Here is a 14,528-nt window from a genome sequence, read left to right on the forward strand (position 1 = left end):
GGTAAGGAGAACGGCGTCGGCGCGCATTTCATCTTTCTCCCCCCCCCCCCCCCCCCCCCCCCCCCCCCCCCCCCCCCCCCCCCCCCCCCCCCCCCCCCCCGCCCCGGGGCCGGCCGTCCCAGGGGCACCCGCCCCGAGGTCAGGCCCTTCCGTCGGGGTGGTCGCCGTAGGGGTCCTCGTCCCGGGGCGGCCCGTCCTGCGGCGGCGTCTGCGGCGGGGCCCCGTCCTTCGGGGCGCCGCCCGAGGCGAAGCCGCCGAAGCCGCGCCGCACCCGTCCGCCGAGGTCGCCCGCGCCGCCCGCGAGATCGCTGACCAGCTTCATCAGCGGGTCCTTGGAGTTCTTGACGTCACTGGCGTAGCTGGCCGCGGACTGCCGGAAGGAGTCCGAGACCGAGGTGTCCTTGTCCTCGGTCCGCCGCGGGTAGTGGCCGTCCATGATCCGCTGGTAGTCGCGGGACTCGGCCCACTTCTTCAGCTCGGCCGCGCGCACCGTGGTGAACGGGTGGGACCGGGGGAGGGCGTTGAGGATCTTGAGCACGGAGTCGCGCAGGTCGCCGCCCGCCTCGTACTCCTCGGCCTGGGCGAGGAACGCGTCCACGTTCATCTCGTGCAGGTGGTTGCCGCCCGCGATCTTCATCAGGCCCCGCATGGAGGCCAGCAGGTCCTGTCCGACCAGCAGCCCCGCGCGGTCCGCCGACAGTTCGGACTTGCGGAACCACTCGCGCAGCGCGGTCACGATCGCCATGATCGCGAGGTTCCCGAGCGGGATCCAGGCGACCCGGATCGCCAGGCTGGTCAGGAACAGCAGGATCGTGCGGTACACCGAGTGGCCGGACAGCGCGTGGCCCACCTCGTGGCCGACGACCGCCCGCATCTCCTCCTCGTCCAGCAGCTCGACCAGCCCCGTGGTGACGACGATGATCGGCTCGTCCAGGCCGATGCACATCGCGTTCGGACGGGGGTCCTGCGTGACGTACATCGGCGGGACCTTCTGCAGGTCCAGGATGTAGCAGGCGTCCCGCAGCATGTCGTTGAGGTGCGCGAACTGCGCGTCCGAGACCCGCACCGAGTCCGACAGGAAGAGCAGCCGCAGACTGCGCTCGGGAAGCAGCCCGCTGAGTGCCTTGAAGACCGTGTCGAAACCGCTGAGCCTGCGCAGCGCCACCAGGGCCGAGCGGTCGGCCGGATGCTCGTACGCCCGCGAGGAGATCTCCGGGAAGCGCCTGCGCGACCTGCCCGGCACCCGCTCGTGCCCGTTCTGCCCGTGGCTGTCGTCGGACATGTGTTCCCCCATGCGTGTGATTGCCCTGTGTTGCCCCCGAAGCGGACTCCAGCCTAGGCGGAGATACGGTGGCAGGGCAGCACACCGTAAGGAGCGATCCCATGGAGCACATCCCCGCAGCCGCCTGGCTCACCGAGGCCGCGAGCGCGGCGGACCAGCAGGGGCCGGGCAGTCTGCTCCGGGTCGTGCTGATCGTCTGCGTGGTCGGGATCGTCCTGCTCGCCTGGTTCCTGCTGCGCGGCTACAAGCGCGACGACGACTGACCCCCCGGCGGTGGGCACGGTACGGCCGCCTCCGCGGGCAACCGGCCTCCCCAACGGCGGAGTCGGGGTGAGGGGTGCCGGGGCCCCCGCATACGATGGCCCGGACGTCTTTATCCCGCCCACACCGGATAGGTCCTGCCGAAGATGAGCTTCCACAGCACCGCTGCCCAGTTGGTCACCCTTGCCGCAGAGGGCGAGGAGCACGGCGGCAACCACGAGAGCCTCAGCCCGTACCTGACCGGTGGCGGCGCGTTCGTCGTGCTGCTCCTCCTGCTGTGGATCACCACCCGTTTCAACCGGGACCGCTGAGTCCCGTCCGGGCGGCCGGGACGGGGCAGGGGGGCCTGTCGGCCGGAGCCCGTCGGCCGGGCCGGTAGGGTCTGCACGCATGGGAGAGCAGGACATGCCTACCGGTCCGGCGAGCGGCGCCGGACACCGCGCCGTGGACCGCCTGGTGCCGGGCACGGGCCACGGCCCGTCGACCCCGGGCAAGCGCCGCCTCGGCGTCATGGGCGGGACGTTCGACCCGATCCACCACGGGCACCTCGTGGCGGCCAGTGAGGTCGCCGCGCAGTTCCACCTCGACGAGGTCGTGTTCGTGCCGACCGGGCAGCCGTGGCAGAAGACCGCACGCGAGGTCACCCCGGCCGAGGACCGCTATCTGATGACGGTCATCGCGACCGCCGAGAACCCGCAGTTTTCGGTGAGCCGCATCGACATCGACCGCGGCGGCCCGACCTACACCACGGACACCCTGCGCGACCTGCGTGCGCTCAACCCCGACACGGACCTGTTCTTCATCACGGGCGCCGACGCGCTCGGCCAGATCCTGACCTGGCGGTACACGGAGGAACTCTTCTCCCTCGCGCACTTCATCGGGGTCACCCGGCCCGGCCACACCCTGACGGACCCGGGTCTCCCCGAGGGCGGTGTCTCGCTCGTCGAGGTCCCCGCGCTCGCCATCTCGTCCACGGACTGCCGGGCCCGGGTCGCCAAGGGCGACCCCGTCTGGTACCTGGTGCCGGACGGTGTGGTGCGCTATATCGACAAGCGCGAGCTGTACCGCGGCGAGTGAGCCGAGAGGGGCACCGGTGAACGACCGATACGACGGATACGCGGGCGGCGACCAGTACGAGATCGTCGGCTACGACGAGTTCGGGCAGCCTGTGTACCGGCAGGTGCCGCCCGGGCAGGTCCCGCAGCAGCAGGGGTACGACCCCTACGGGCAGCAGCAGGGGTACGGCTACGACCCGTACGCGACCGGCGCCGAGCCCCCCGCGTCCGCCTACGACACCGGGCAGCAGCAGCCGGTGGCCCCCTATGACACCGGGCAGCAGCAGCCGGTGGCCCCCTATGACACCGGGCAGCAGCAGCCGGTGGCCCCCTACGACACCGGGCAGCAGCAGCCCGTACCGCCCTACGACCCGTACGCGTCCTACGACCCCTACGGCCGGCCGGCCACGGGGGCCGACGGGAGCGCGTACGACCCCTACGGCCAGGCCTCGGGCACCGGCCGGCAGCCGCGGGTCGCGGAACAGACCGCGTACATCCCCCAGCAGTCCGCACCCGCGGAGGAGGAGAACGCGCCGCGCGCCGCCGAACGGGACCGCGGCGACGAGCAGTTCGCGTTCGTCGAGGACCCGGACGGTGACTCCGAGGACGTCATCGACTGGCTGAAGTTCACCGAGAACCGCACCGAGCGGCGCGAGGAGGCCAAGCGCCGCGCCCGCAGCCGGGTCGTCGCCCTGGTCGTGGTCCTCGCCCTGGTGGCCGTCGGCGGCGTCGGCTACCTCTGGTACGCGGGCAAGCTGCCCGGCAGTTCCTCGGACGCCGCCTCCGGCACCCCCACGTCCGCGGGGGCGCAGAACCGCGACGTGATCGTCGTCCACCTCCACAACACCAAGAAGGGCGGCACCTCCACGGCGCTGCTCGTCGACAACACCACCACCGGGCGGGGCGCGACCGTCCTGCTGCCCAACTCGCTGGCCCTGACCGGCGACGACGGCACCACGACCACGCTCGCCAAGTCCGTGGACGACGACGGCTCCTCGGGCACGCGCGACGCGATCGACACGGTCCTGGGCACCGACATCGAGGGCACCTGGCGCCTCGACACCCCCTACCTGAACAACCTCGTCGAGCTCGTCGGCAACATCGACATCGACACCGACACCGACGTGCCCGACCCCGACGCCAAGTCGTCCAAGAAGGGCGCCGACCCCCTCGTGCACCGGGGCGAGAAGCAGACCCTCAGCGGCAGGATGGCCGTCGCCTACGCCACCTACCGCGCCTCGGGCGAGGCCCAGGACGCGCAGCTGCAGCGGTTCGGCCAGGTCATGCAGGGCGTCCTCCGCAAGCTCTCGTCCGACCCGCAGGCCGCCACGACCACCGTGCAGACGCTGGCCCAGATCCTCGACCCCTCCCTGAACGACAAGGATCTCGGCTCCTTCCTCGCCAAGCTCGCCGACCACGCCAAGGGCGGCGACTTCCGGACCACGCTGCTGCCGGTGCGGTCCGACGGCACGCTCACCGCGAGGACCGGCGACGGCGTCGTCAAGAACGTCCTGGGCGGTGCCGCGAAGAGCCCGCAGCAGGGCGACGCGGTGCGGGTCGGCATCACGAACGCCGGCGGCACCAAGGAGGGCGCCGAGAAGGCCCGCGTGGCCCTGATCAACGGCGGCTACACCTTCGTGGACGGCGGCACCGCCGACGCCACCCGGAGCGTGTCCGGGATCACCTACGCCGACGCGAAGAGCAAGGACGACGCGATCGAGGTCGCCAAGACCCTCGGCCTGCCCACCGCCTCGGTGAAGAAGGGCAAGGTCACGTCCAACGCGGACGTGTCGGTCGTGCTGGGCCAGGACTTCCGCACCGCGTCCTGACGGGAGAGCGCCCCGGCAGGTCCGGGGCGTGATCCCGTCATCACGTGGGGTGTCGTCGGCGCGCCGTGAGACCCTTGAGGTGACCCGTGAGGGTTCCAGACCGCCGACGGGCTGCGGCGCGCGGGGGCGACCCCGTACCCCAGCCATCCCTGTTCCCGACCGAAAGCTTCGTAGTGACCGCCACTGACCGTTCGATCGAGCTCATCACCACCGCCTCCCAGGCGGCCGCCGACAAGCTCGCGCACGACATCATCGCCTACGACGTCAGCGACGTGCTGTCGATCACGGACGCCTTCCTGCTGGCCTCCGCACCCAACGACCGCCAGGTCAAGTCGATCGTCGACGAGATCGAGGAGCGGCTGAACAAGGAGCTCGGCGCCAAGCCGGTCCGCCGCGAGGGCGACCGCGAGGCCCGCTGGGTCCTCCTCGACTACGTCGACATCGTCGTCCACGTCCAGCACAGCGAGGAGCGCGTCTTCTACGCGCTGGAGCGCCTCTGGAAGGACTGCCCCGAGCTGGAGCTGCCCGCCGACGCCAAGGCGACGCGCGGCAAGGCCGAGGAGCACGCCAAGCTGCAGGCCGAGGAGGAGGACTCAGCCGACTTCGGGGGGCTGCTGTGAGCGGACCCGCGGGAGCGGACGAGCGGAAGAAGGGCCGGGGCCGCCGCATCATCCTGTGGCGGCACGGCCAGACCTCCTGGAACGTGGAGCGCCGTTTCCAGGGCACCACCGACGTCGAACTCACCGAGACCGGCATCGGCCAGGCCCGCCGGGCCGCCCGGCTGCTCGCCTCGCTGCGTCCGGACGCGATCATCGCATCCGACCTCCGGCGCGCCGCCGACACGGCTGCCCAGTTGGCCGCGCTCACCGGCCTGGAGGTGGCCCACGACGAGGGGCTGCGCGAGACCTATGCCGGCGTCTGGCAGGGGCTGACGCACACCGAGATCATCGCCAGGCACGGCGAGGAGTACGCCGCGTGGAAGCGCGGTGAGTCCGTCCGCCGCGGCGGTGGCGAGCTGGAGAGCGAGGTCGCCGACCGCGCCGCTCCGGTGGTGCTGCGGCACGCCGACAAGCTCCCCGAGGACGGCACCCTCGTGGTGGTCAGCCACGGAGGCACCATCCGTACGACCATCGGGCGCCTCCTCGGTCTCGAATCCCAGCACTGGGAGAGCCTCGGCGGCCTCTCCAACTGCTGCTGGTCGGTCCTCGGACAGGGCGCGCGCGGCTGGCGGCTGCTGGAGCACAACGCGGGCACGCTGCCCGAGCCGGTGCTCGGCGACGACGACTGAGCCGTCCACGTGCGCCCTCGCGAGGGGTCGGGACCCGGATTTCACTTTCCGGCAGGTCACCGGTTAAAGTTCTTCTTGTTCGCCCCGCCGAGCGGGAAGAACGCAAGGGGCTATAGCTCAGTTGGTAGAGCGCCTGCATGGCATGCAGGAGGTCAGGAGTTCAATTCTCCTTAGCTCCACGGACCGGCTCTCCGGAGTCGTCGAAGACCGGTGATGAAGATCCCGCCTCCGTCAGGGGGCGGGATTTTTCGTCTGCCCCCCCGTTCCGTCCGGTCCCGGCGGGGGAGTGGGGCAACAGGCCCCCGTTCCGGTCCGGTTGACGTTCGGCGCGGCGTCCGTGGCGGGCGTAGGGTGGGCGCTCGCGGACTCCGGCGTACTCTTCTCGGTTCTGCTTGAGTCACTTGGGGCTCCCGGGGCGTATACCTCTGCGGATGTGGCTCTGGCGTGCACGTTCGTACCGGCCGCCCCCGCGAGGCCGGGTGGCGTGTCCGGACTGGTACGCGGGCGTCGCTGACCGTATCGGCCCGGCCGTGGCAGAATCAGACGGCCGGAAGGGGGCGCGGCCCGACGGGAGGGAGTAGCGATGCCAGCGAGCATCCTCGGGGGGATCGACCGTCTCCCCGGAGCGGCGGTGATCCGGAAGACAGCCACCCTCCTCGACTGCCCTTCCTGCGGTTCCGCCCATGTCGCCCAGGTCCTCGGGGACAACGGCGGGATCTCCTACGTGTGCACGGCCTGCGGCCACAGCTGGAGCTGATCGATGGGTGCACACAGGCGGAAGTGCGATTGGTGCGGCAGCGGCACGCCGATCGTCCGCGACATGGAACCGCTCAATCACGACTACCAGTACTGGTGCGAGGAATGCGCACGGGCGCTGATCATAAAAGGCGATCCGATCGAGACCTACCGGGAGTTGGAGGGTGAGCCCATCTACGGGCGACTCCTGGACGAGCACTGCACTCTGAAGCGGTTCTACTCGTTCGCGACGGCCTGAGCCCGCCGTCCGGCCCGGACCGCGCGAACCTGGCCGCGGTCAGGGCGAGGAAGCCCAGGGCGGCCGCGGCGTAGAGCGCCGACAACGTCAACTCGGCACCCGTCTGCCGCAGTTCGTGCCGGCCCGGACCGTGCGGCACCCACCACGGCGCGTACGAGCAGAAGACCAGCGCCGCCCACCCGGCCCGCCTCGGGTCGGCCGCCGCCACCAGCGCCATCGGCACGCACCAGACCCAGTGGTGCGACCAGGAGACCGGGCTCACCAGCAGGGCCGTCGCCGCACAGGCGGCCGTCGCCCAGGAGCGGTGGCCGCGCAGCTCCGCGGCCACCGAGACGGCGAGTCCCGCGGCGCCCGCGCACGCCGCCGCGGCGACCCACCACCACCCCGGGTCGGGGGAGTGCAGCAGCCGGGCCAGCAGCCCGCGCAGCGACTGGTTCGCGGTGTTCTCCGCGAGCCCGGCGCGCTCCGCCTCGAAGACGATGCGGGTCCAGAACCGCCAGGAGTCGTGCGGCAGGAGCGCCGCCGCCGACAGCGTGGCGCCCGCGAAGGCGACGGCCGCCCCGCGCGCGTGCCCCAGCCACGGCTCCCCGGAGTGCCGGCCGATCCGTGCCGTCAGTGCGGTGACCAGCAGGAAGACGGCGAAAAGCGCGGGCGTCAGCTTGATGGCCGCGGCGATCCCGATGCCGAGTCCGGCCCACCGGTGGCCGGGCCGGCGGGTCAGGTCCCACAGCACCAGGACGGCGATCAGCAGGTTGATCTGCCCGTACCGCAGGGTCGTCCACACCGGTTCGCACCACACGGACGCCGCCGCCACCCACCAGACGCCCTCCCGGCGCCGGTGCCCGACCAGCCGCAGCGCGAGCCCGGCGAACGCCACGACCAGGGCGAGGTTCCCGGCCGTGGCCAGGGTGCGTACGGTCCCGGCGCCCGGCAGGGTCAACGGGACGAAGAGCAGGGCGGCGAAGGGCGGATACGTGGCGGGGAGACGGGCCCGCGTCGCCCGCAGCGCGTAGAGGTCGCCGCCGGCGCGTACCGTCGCGCCCTCCGCGCGGTACACCATCAGGTCGACCAGCGACACGTGTGCGGCCCGCTGGGCGATCCAGAACGCCGTGAAGGACAGCAGGCAGGCCCCCAGGGCGAGGCGGGCGCGGCGGTCACGGGGGACGGCGATCAAGGTCACGAAGGCCGACACTATCCCCCGTATCCGTACAGAACGGAAACGATTTGGTGATGCACCCGGGAGACCGTGTAATGTTGGCGTCGCCGCCGGGGGAACCGGGCGGAACACCGCAAGGGGCTATAGCTCAGTTGGTAGAGCGCCTGCATGGCATGCAGGAGGTCAGGAGTTCAATTCTCCTTAGCTCCACAGCAGTTGAAGGCGGGCCACTCGAATCGAGTGGCCCGCCTTCGTCGTGTTCAGCGGCCGCTGCCCAGAGCCCGGCGACCGCGGCCCTGCGAGAGAACGGGCAGGTTGTTGCGGGCCGGGGCGGAGGACCTGGTGTCCTCCTCGATGCGCAGGGCGAGCGCCGGGCAGCGCCGCACCGCACGCAGGGCCTTCGCCTCCGCGTACCGGGGCACCTGCGCCTGCGCGACGGTGGGGAAACCGTCGGCGCCCAGCTCGAAGACCTCCGGAAGGATGTCCGCGCACAGACCGTGGCCGCGGCACAGCGTCCAGTCGACGAAGATCTTCTGGCGGCTCGGGCCGGCCTCCAGCTGCCCCTGGCCGCCCGGGATGCCGGTCGGGGTCTGGCCGCCCTCGAAGAGCGGCAGCACGCCCTCCACGGGCCTGCCGCAGCCGTTGCCGAGGACATGCGCGGCCAGGTCGTCCGTGAACGCCTTGAGCGTGGACTCGATGAACATCGCCGAGCCGTCCGGGTGCGAGCACGCACCGCGTCGCTTCACGGCCTTGGCGACCTGCTTCACGGCCTCCAGGGCCGCGGGGCCCCCGCCGTTGAGGATGTCCTCCAGGCCCCGCGCCGCGGCGGGCAGGCCGAGGTAGCAGGGGCCGCACTGTCCGGCGCTCTCCTCGGCCAGCCACTGGGCCACGCGCAGCGACTCGCCGAGCGGGCACGTCTGCTGGCTGATCGGGAGGATCGCGCCCGCGCCGAGGGAACCGCCCACGGCGTCCAGGGAGTTGCGCGAGACGATCGCCCCGTCGAGCGCCGCCGCGTCCAGCCACTTGCCGTGGTAGCCGCCGGTGAGCACGCCCTGCGGGTTCGGCGGGGCGCCGGCCAGCTGGAGCACGTACCGCAGCGGCACCCCGGTCGGGACCTCGATCACCATGGGGCGCGCGACCGCGCCGGAGACGGTGAGCATGACGGTGCCGGGTTCGTCGTACAGGCCGGTGTTGCGGTAGCGCTCGGGGCCGATGCGGGCGGCGATGGCCAGCTGGGCGAAGGTCTCGGCGTTCGAGAGCAGGGTGGGCGCTCCGCCGACCCCGCTCTGCGACGCGCTGATCTTGCGGCCGGGCGGGATCGCCGGGCCGCCGTCGATGGAGCGGATCAGTGAGGCCGCCGCTCCGGTGACCATGCGCACCGGGTTGCGCTGCACCCGCGCGCGCAGGGCCGATCCGCGCCGGTTGCTCAGTCCGCGTTCGGCCAGCGCCGCCTCCATCGAGGCCTGCGTCGACGCCCGGGTCACACCGATGACCAGGGTGCGGGCGCCCATCGCCTCGGCGGCCAGCAGCGCCCCGTCCAGGATGAGGTGCGGGGCGCGGTTGATGAGCACCGTGTCCTTGCGGCAGGCGGGTTCGTCCTCGCTGCCGTTGACGACCACGACGGGCCGGATGCCTTTCTTGATGGCCGATTCCGCGACCGTGCGCAGCTTCTTGGCGAAGGGGAACCCCGCGCCGCCCCGGCCCTTCAGGGAGATCGCCTCGGCGAGGCCCGCGAGCTGTTCTCCGCCCATCGGTTCGAGCGGACCGTGCACCTTGAGGTGCATCGGCAGGTCAAGTCGTTCAACCAGGTCGAAACCCGACGTGAGCTGCGGAAGTCCGACCACGCGGACCTCTGGGACGTCGGGCAGGGCCTCGTTCACTTAAAAGCCTCCGGAAGGGGCGTTCCATGATTCACCGGAGCCAGGAGCGTCGTAGGCGCCCGGCAGTACGTCAGTCGTGGGACCGCTGTCGTACGTGTCGTTGGTGTTGTACGTGCCGTAGAGGGGGTTCGTCTCACCGGTGTCGTACACATCACTCGCGCCATATCCGTTGCCGCCCTGATTGTCGTAGACCGGGATGTTGTATCCCGTGTCGGCGAGCGGGTCGTAGGCGGAACGCGGGGCCTCGCCGACGGGCGGCGGGGAGGGGATGGGCCAGTTGCCCGAGGTGCTGCCGTCGAAGCGGGGCATGGCCTCCGTCGGCTGGGTGTCCAAGGGGATCTGGACCCGCTCCATCGGGTCGGTCAGCGGATCCCCGGTGGGCGAGCTGCCCCCGACGGCGCGGTAGGCGGCGGCGAAACCGCCGCCCGCCGCCTCGGCGGCCGGGGCCGGGGTGGCGTACAGCGACTGCGCGGCGGACGGCAGGCGCTGCGGGGGCACGAACGTGTCCTGCGCGGACTGCCGGGACGCGGAGCCCGGCCGGGACGTGTCCGCACCGGCACGGGGTGCCTCGCGCTCCTCGCGCGCGGCCCGTGCGCCGAGGCCGCCGGCCTCGCCGAGGACGGCCAGGATCCGGTCGGCGACCCTGCGCTTGTAGGGCCCGGAGGCCGAGCGCAGCGCCAGGGCGGCCATGACGGCGACCAGGCAGAGGCTGTAGAGCACCGTGACGTAGGGCTTCGCGGGACGGCCCGCGTACAGGCCGTGCACGAGCGCGGAGCACCAGGCGGGGTAGGCCAGCATGTGCACGGCGCGCCAGCGGGCCGCGATCGGCGCGGGCGAGGCGAACGCGCTGCGCAGGGCGCCGGTGACGGCCGTGAAGATCATGAGCAGTCCGGCGAGCGAGCCGAAGCCGATGAGCCCGTTGGTGCCCGAGACGCCCAGCCCGAAGGGGACGACGGCGGCGATCAGCGTGGTGTGGTCCAGCGCCAGCTTCACCGTGATGTGCAGTAGGAGGAACGCGACCGAGGAGACCGCGGTCGTGCGGTGCACGGCCTGCGCGATCAGGCGCTGGCGCGTGTTGAGGAACAGCCGGTCGGTCGCGACCAGCCCCCACACCACGGAGCACGTGAGCGCGACCAGGGACAGCACACCGGCACCGAAGTTGAGGAAGTCCCGGACTCCGTCACCCCCGAGCAGGACGACCAGGGGTATGAGGAGCAGGACGGCAGCCGACGCCACCCCATAGGCCGACCGGCCGGGTTGGGGGAGCGAGCTGTTCTTGCGACGAGGTTTCATGGGGGGTACTCCCAAAGAGTTCGGGGAAGCGGTCCCGAAGGCGCACTCTAAGTCGAGCCATACCTATGGATACGAGGTTTGAGTTATTGCGTCGTTATCTAAGAGCCGCAAGGTGCTCGTGTTGCCCCTTAGTGACCGTTACGCGAAGTAACTTTTGAACGTTGTTCAGCTTTTTTCTGTGCGCGGGGGACCGGCACTGGGTGCCAGGCGTGGCCGGAAGCCCGTCGCGACCCCCGCCGGGGCTGGGGTACCCTGACGCCATGCGTGCCGTACGCCTTCTGCTTAGCGAGCCGCGCTGATCAGTCCCGGCCACTGAGGAATCGTGGTCGGCATCGGCGCGGCGTCCCCTCCTGTGCGAGGGGCTTTTTCATTTCCCAAGCCGCTGGCAGAGACGATCGATGGAGCTTTGAGGATCATGAGCGAGACGAATGCCTCCCCCGCCGCCGACGGCGCGGGCGGTACCCCCTCCGCCTCCGAGGTGGCCGCGCCGCACCGCTACACGGCCGCCATGGCCGCGGACATCGAGGCACGCTGGCAGGACTTCTGGGACGCGGAGGGCACGTACGCGGCGCCCAACCCGACCGGTGACCTGGCAGGCGATCCCGCTCTCGTCGCGAAGCCCAAGAAGTTCATCATGGACATGTTCCCGTACCCCTCGGGTGCGGGCCTGCACGTCGGCCACCCCCTGGGATACATCGCCACCGACGTCTTCGCACGGTTCCAGCGGATGACCGGCCACAACGTCCTGCACACCCTGGGCTTCGACGCCTTCGGCCTGCCCGCCGAGCAGTACGCCGTGCAGACGGGCACGCACCCGCGGGTCTCCACGGAGGCCAACATCGAGAACATGAAGGTCCAGCTGCGCCGGCTGGGCCTGGGCCACGACAAGCGCCGGTCGTTCGCCACGATCGACCCCGAGTACTACAAGTGGACCCAGTGGATCTTCCTGCAGATCTTCAACTCCTGGTACGACGAGGAGGCCGGCCGGGCCCGCCCGATCGCCGAGCTGGTCGCCCTGTTCGAGTCCGGCGAGCGCCCCGTGACGGGCCCGGACGGCACCCCGCGCGCGTGGAGTGAGCTGACCGCCGCGGAGCGCGCCGACCTGCTGGGCGAGTACCGACTGGCGTACGCCTCCGATGCGCCCGTCAACTGGTGCCCCGGCCTGGGCACCGTGCTGGCCAACGAGGAGGTCACCGCCGACGGCCGCTCCGAGCGCGGCAACTTCCCCGTCTTCAAGGCCAAGCTGCGCCAGTGGAACATGCGCATCACCGCCTACGCGGACCGGCTGCTGGACGACCTGGACGCGCTGGACTGGCCCGAGGCCATCAAGCTGCAGCAGCGCAACTGGATCGGCCGCTCCGAGGGCGCCCGCGTCGACTTCCCCGTCGACGGGGAGGCGATCACGGTCTTCACCACCCGCCAGGACACGCTGTTCGGCGCCACCTACATGGTGCTGGCGCCCGAACACCCGCTGGTCGACACGTTCGTGCCGGACGCCTGGCCCGCGGACACCCACGACGTCTGGACCGGCGGTCACGCGACCCCCGCGGAGGCCGTCGCCGCCTACCGCGCGCAGGCCGCCTCGAAGTCCGACGTCGAGCGGCAGGCCGAGGCCAAGGACAAGACCGGCGTCTTCACCGGCGTGTACGCGACCAACCCGGTCAGCGGCGAGCAGGTGCCGGTCTTCATCGCGGACTACGTCCTGATGGGCTACGGCACCGGCGCGATCATGGCCGTCCCGGCCCACGACACCCGCGACTTCGCCTTCGCGCGCGCCTTCGAGCTGCCGATGCGCTGCGTCGTCGAGCCGTCCGACGGCCGGGGCACCGACCCCGCCACCTGGGACGACGCCTTCGCCTCGTACGACGCGAAGATCATCAACTCCACGGGCGACGACATCTCCCTGGACGGTCTGGGCGTCACCGAGGCCAAGGCGCGCATCACCGACTGGCTGGCCCGCAAGGGCATCGGCGAGGGAACCGTCAACTTCCGGCTGCGCGACTGGCTGTTCAGCCGCCAGCGCTACTGGGGCGAGCCCTTCCCGATCGTCTACGACGAGGACGGCATCGCCCACCCGCTGCCCGAGTCGATGCTGCCGCTGGAGCTGCCCGAGGTCGAGGACTACTCGCCGCGCACCTTCGACCCGGACGACGCGGACACGTCCCCGGAGACCCCGCTGTCCCGCAACGAGGACTGGGTCAACGTCACCCTGGACCTGGGCGACGGGCCGAAGAAGTACCGCCGCGAGACCAACACCATGCCCAACTGGGCCGGTTCCTGCTGGTACGAGCTGCGCTACCTGGACCCGCACAACGACCGGAAGCTGGTCGACCCCGTCGTCGAGCAGTACTGGATGGGCCCCCGCGAGGGGCAGCCGCACGGCGGTGTCGACCTGTACGTGGGCGGCGCCGAGCACGCCGTGCTGCACCTGCTGTACGCGCGCTTCTGGTCGAAGGTCCTGTTCGACCTGGGCCACGTGTCCTCGGCCGAGCCGTTCCACAAGCTGTTCAACCAGGGCATGATCCAGGCCTACGTCTACCGCGACAGCCGCGGCATCGCGGTCCCGGCCGCCGAGGTGGAGGAGCGCGACGGCGCGTACTACTTCGAGGGCGAGCAGGTCTCCCGGCTGCTGGGCAAGATGGGCAAGTCCCTGAAGAACGCGGTCACTCCGGACGAGATCTGCGCCGAGTACGGGGCGGACACCCTGCGCCTGTACGAGATGGCGATGGGCCCCTTGGATGTGTCCCGGCCGTGGGACACGCGCGCGGTGGTGGGCCAGTTCCGGCTGCTGCAGCGGCTGTGGCGCAACGTGGTCGACGAGACCACGGGCGAGGTCACGGTGGTCGACGCCGAGCCGGACGAGGCCACCCTGCGTGCCCTGCACAAGGCGATCGACGGCGTCCGCCAGGACCTGGAGGGCCTGCGCTTCAACACCGCCATCGCCAAGGTCACCGAGCTGAACAACCACCTGACCAAGGCGGGCGGTCCGGTGGCGCGCACCGTGGCCGAGTCCCTGGTGCTGCTGGTCGCCCCGCTGGCCCCGCACATCGCCGAGGAGCTGTGGCGCAGGCTGGGCCGTGCGGAGTCGGTCGTCCACCAGGACTTCCCCGTCGCCGATCCCGCCTACGTGGTGGACGAGGCCGTGACCTGTGTCGTGCAGATCAAGGGCAAGGTCAAGGCCCGCCTGGAGGTCTCCCCGTCCATCTCCGACGAGGAACTGGAGAAGGTGGCGTTGGCCGACGAGAAGGTCGTCGCCGCCCTGGCCGGCGCCGGAATCCGCAAGGTCATCGTGCGGGCGCCGAAGCTGGTCAACATCGTCCCGGCCTAGCCGCGGACCGGCGGGCGGCGCGCGGCGGGCGGCGATTCACCGCCCGCCGGCGGTGTCCGTGCGCGAACTGTCGGGGTAGTCCCCTACGGGCAGGTTCGGGGTTCTCGTGGAACTCCGGACCTGCCCGTTGCGTTTACCGTTGAAGGACCGTGGCAGTCGCCG

General features: G+C 71.3%; 12 protein-coding genes, 2 tRNA genes and 1 pseudogene. 11 read left to right on the forward strand and 4 right to left on the reverse strand.

Annotated elements, in window-relative coordinates:
• Positions 1-139: 139 nt before the first annotated feature.
• A complete protein-coding gene (locus tag ACZ4NT_RS00930; RefSeq protein WP_467722521.1) occupies positions 140-1,282 on the reverse strand; it encodes a M48 family metallopeptidase in 1,143 nt (380 codons plus the stop codon).
• 101 nt (positions 1,283-1,383) lie between these two features.
• On the opposite strand from ACZ4NT_RS00930, the gene ACZ4NT_RS00935 reads away from it, so the two are divergent.
• From ACZ4NT_RS00935 to ACZ4NT_RS00975, 9 genes are all read left to right on the forward strand, one after another.
• Positions 1,384-1,545: a hypothetical protein gene (locus ACZ4NT_RS00935; RefSeq protein WP_183116850.1), complete on the forward strand. Its 162-nt coding sequence runs from the start codon at positions 1,384-1,386 to the stop codon at positions 1,543-1,545.
• Positions 1,546-1,689: 144 nt separating this feature from the next.
• Positions 1,690-1,854 (forward strand): hypothetical protein, encoded by a 165-nt coding sequence (locus ACZ4NT_RS00940; protein ID WP_097263999.1) that lies wholly within the window; start codon positions 1,690-1,692, stop codon positions 1,852-1,854.
• Between the two features lie 79 nt (positions 1,855-1,933).
• Entirely contained in the window at positions 1,934-2,620 is a 687-nt protein-coding gene (gene nadD / locus ACZ4NT_RS00945) for a nicotinate-nucleotide adenylyltransferase (protein WP_121403095.1), read from the forward strand.
• Between the two features lie 16 nt (positions 2,621-2,636).
• Positions 2,637-4,427, forward strand: coding sequence for an LCP family protein (locus tag ACZ4NT_RS00950; RefSeq protein WP_467722524.1), 1,791 nt, complete (start codon positions 2,637-2,639; stop codon positions 4,425-4,427).
• Positions 4,428-4,600: 173 nt separating this feature from the next.
• The gene (gene rsfS / locus ACZ4NT_RS00955) at positions 4,601-5,047 is read left to right on the forward strand and encodes a ribosome silencing factor (RefSeq protein ID WP_121403097.1); all 447 of its coding nucleotides are present in this window, start codon (positions 4,601-4,603) and stop codon (positions 5,045-5,047) included.
• On the forward strand, positions 5,044-5,715 hold the full coding sequence (locus tag ACZ4NT_RS00960; RefSeq protein ID WP_121403098.1) for a histidine phosphatase family protein: 672 nt from the start codon (positions 5,044-5,046) through the stop codon (positions 5,713-5,715). The genes rsfS and ACZ4NT_RS00960 overlap by 4 nt, the downstream gene beginning before the upstream one ends.
• A 106-nt stretch (positions 5,716-5,821) precedes the next feature.
• Positions 5,822-5,894: transfer RNA gene (locus tag ACZ4NT_RS00965), tRNA-Ala, on the forward strand.
• Between the two features lie 404 nt (positions 5,895-6,298).
• The gene (locus ACZ4NT_RS00970; protein ID WP_183116851.1) at positions 6,299-6,472 is read left to right on the forward strand and encodes a hypothetical protein; all 174 of its coding nucleotides are present in this window, start codon (positions 6,299-6,301) and stop codon (positions 6,470-6,472) included.
• 3 nt (positions 6,473-6,475) lie between these two features.
• Entirely contained in the window at positions 6,476-6,709 is a 234-nt protein-coding gene (locus ACZ4NT_RS00975) for a DEAD/DEAH box helicase family protein (RefSeq protein ID WP_121403099.1), read from the forward strand.
• On the opposite strand, the pseudogene ACZ4NT_RS00980 reads toward ACZ4NT_RS00975, so the two are convergent.
• A pseudogene (locus ACZ4NT_RS00980) lies at positions 6,645-7,889 on the reverse strand (glycosyltransferase 87 family protein); the annotation flags it as partial. The gene ACZ4NT_RS00975 and the pseudogene ACZ4NT_RS00980 overlap by 65 nt on opposite strands.
• Before the next feature lie 113 nt (positions 7,890-8,002).
• On the opposite strand from ACZ4NT_RS00980, the gene ACZ4NT_RS00985 reads away from it, so the two are divergent.
• Positions 8,003-8,075, forward strand: a tRNA-Ala gene (locus ACZ4NT_RS00985).
• 50 nt (positions 8,076-8,125) lie between these two features.
• Here ACZ4NT_RS00985 and ACZ4NT_RS00990 read toward each other — a convergent pair.
• Together ACZ4NT_RS00990 and ACZ4NT_RS00995 are read right to left on the reverse strand one after the other, a co-directional pair.
• Positions 8,126-9,745, reverse strand: coding sequence for an NADH-quinone oxidoreductase subunit NuoF family protein (locus ACZ4NT_RS00990; protein ID WP_121403100.1), 1,620 nt, complete (start codon positions 9,743-9,745; stop codon positions 8,126-8,128).
• The gene (locus tag ACZ4NT_RS00995; protein WP_183116852.1) at positions 9,746-11,038 is read right to left on the reverse strand and encodes a cytochrome b/b6 domain-containing protein; all 1,293 of its coding nucleotides are present in this window, start codon (positions 11,036-11,038) and stop codon (positions 9,746-9,748) included.
• Positions 11,039-11,453: 415 nt separating this feature from the next.
• On the opposite strand from ACZ4NT_RS00995, the gene leuS reads away from it, so the two are divergent.
• The gene (gene leuS, locus ACZ4NT_RS01000) at positions 11,454-14,366 is read left to right on the forward strand and encodes a leucine--tRNA ligase (protein WP_467722527.1); all 2,913 of its coding nucleotides are present in this window, start codon (positions 11,454-11,456) and stop codon (positions 14,364-14,366) included.
• Positions 14,367-14,528 lie beyond the last annotated feature (162 nt).

Source organism: Streptomyces sp. NPDC026417 (assembly GCF_055567695.1).

Bases quoted from the DNA above. Each gene is read 5' to 3' on its own strand.
- ACZ4NT_RS00930 (WP_467722521.1), bottom strand. From the start codon at position 1,282: ATGTCCGACGACAGCCACGGGCAGAACGGGCACGAGCGGGTGCCGGGC.
- ACZ4NT_RS00935 (WP_183116850.1), top strand. From the start codon at position 1,384: ATGGAGCACATCCCCGCAGCCGCCTGGCTCACCGAGGCCGCGAGCGCG.
- ACZ4NT_RS00940 (WP_097263999.1), top strand. From the start codon at position 1,690: ATGAGCTTCCACAGCACCGCTGCCCAGTTGGTCACCCTTGCCGCAGAG.
- nadD (WP_121403095.1), top strand. From the start codon at position 1,934: ATGGGAGAGCAGGACATGCCTACCGGTCCGGCGAGCGGCGCCGGACAC.
- ACZ4NT_RS00970 (WP_183116851.1), top strand. From the start codon at position 6,299: ATGCCAGCGAGCATCCTCGGGGGGATCGACCGTCTCCCCGGAGCGGCG.
- ACZ4NT_RS00975 (WP_121403099.1), top strand. From the start codon at position 6,476: ATGGGTGCACACAGGCGGAAGTGCGATTGGTGCGGCAGCGGCACGCCG.
- ACZ4NT_RS00995 (WP_183116852.1), bottom strand. From the start codon at position 11,038: ATGAAACCTCGTCGCAAGAACAGCTCGCTCCCCCAACCCGGCCGGTCG.
- leuS (WP_467722527.1), top strand. From the start codon at position 11,454: ATGAGCGAGACGAATGCCTCCCCCGCCGCCGACGGCGCGGGCGGTACC.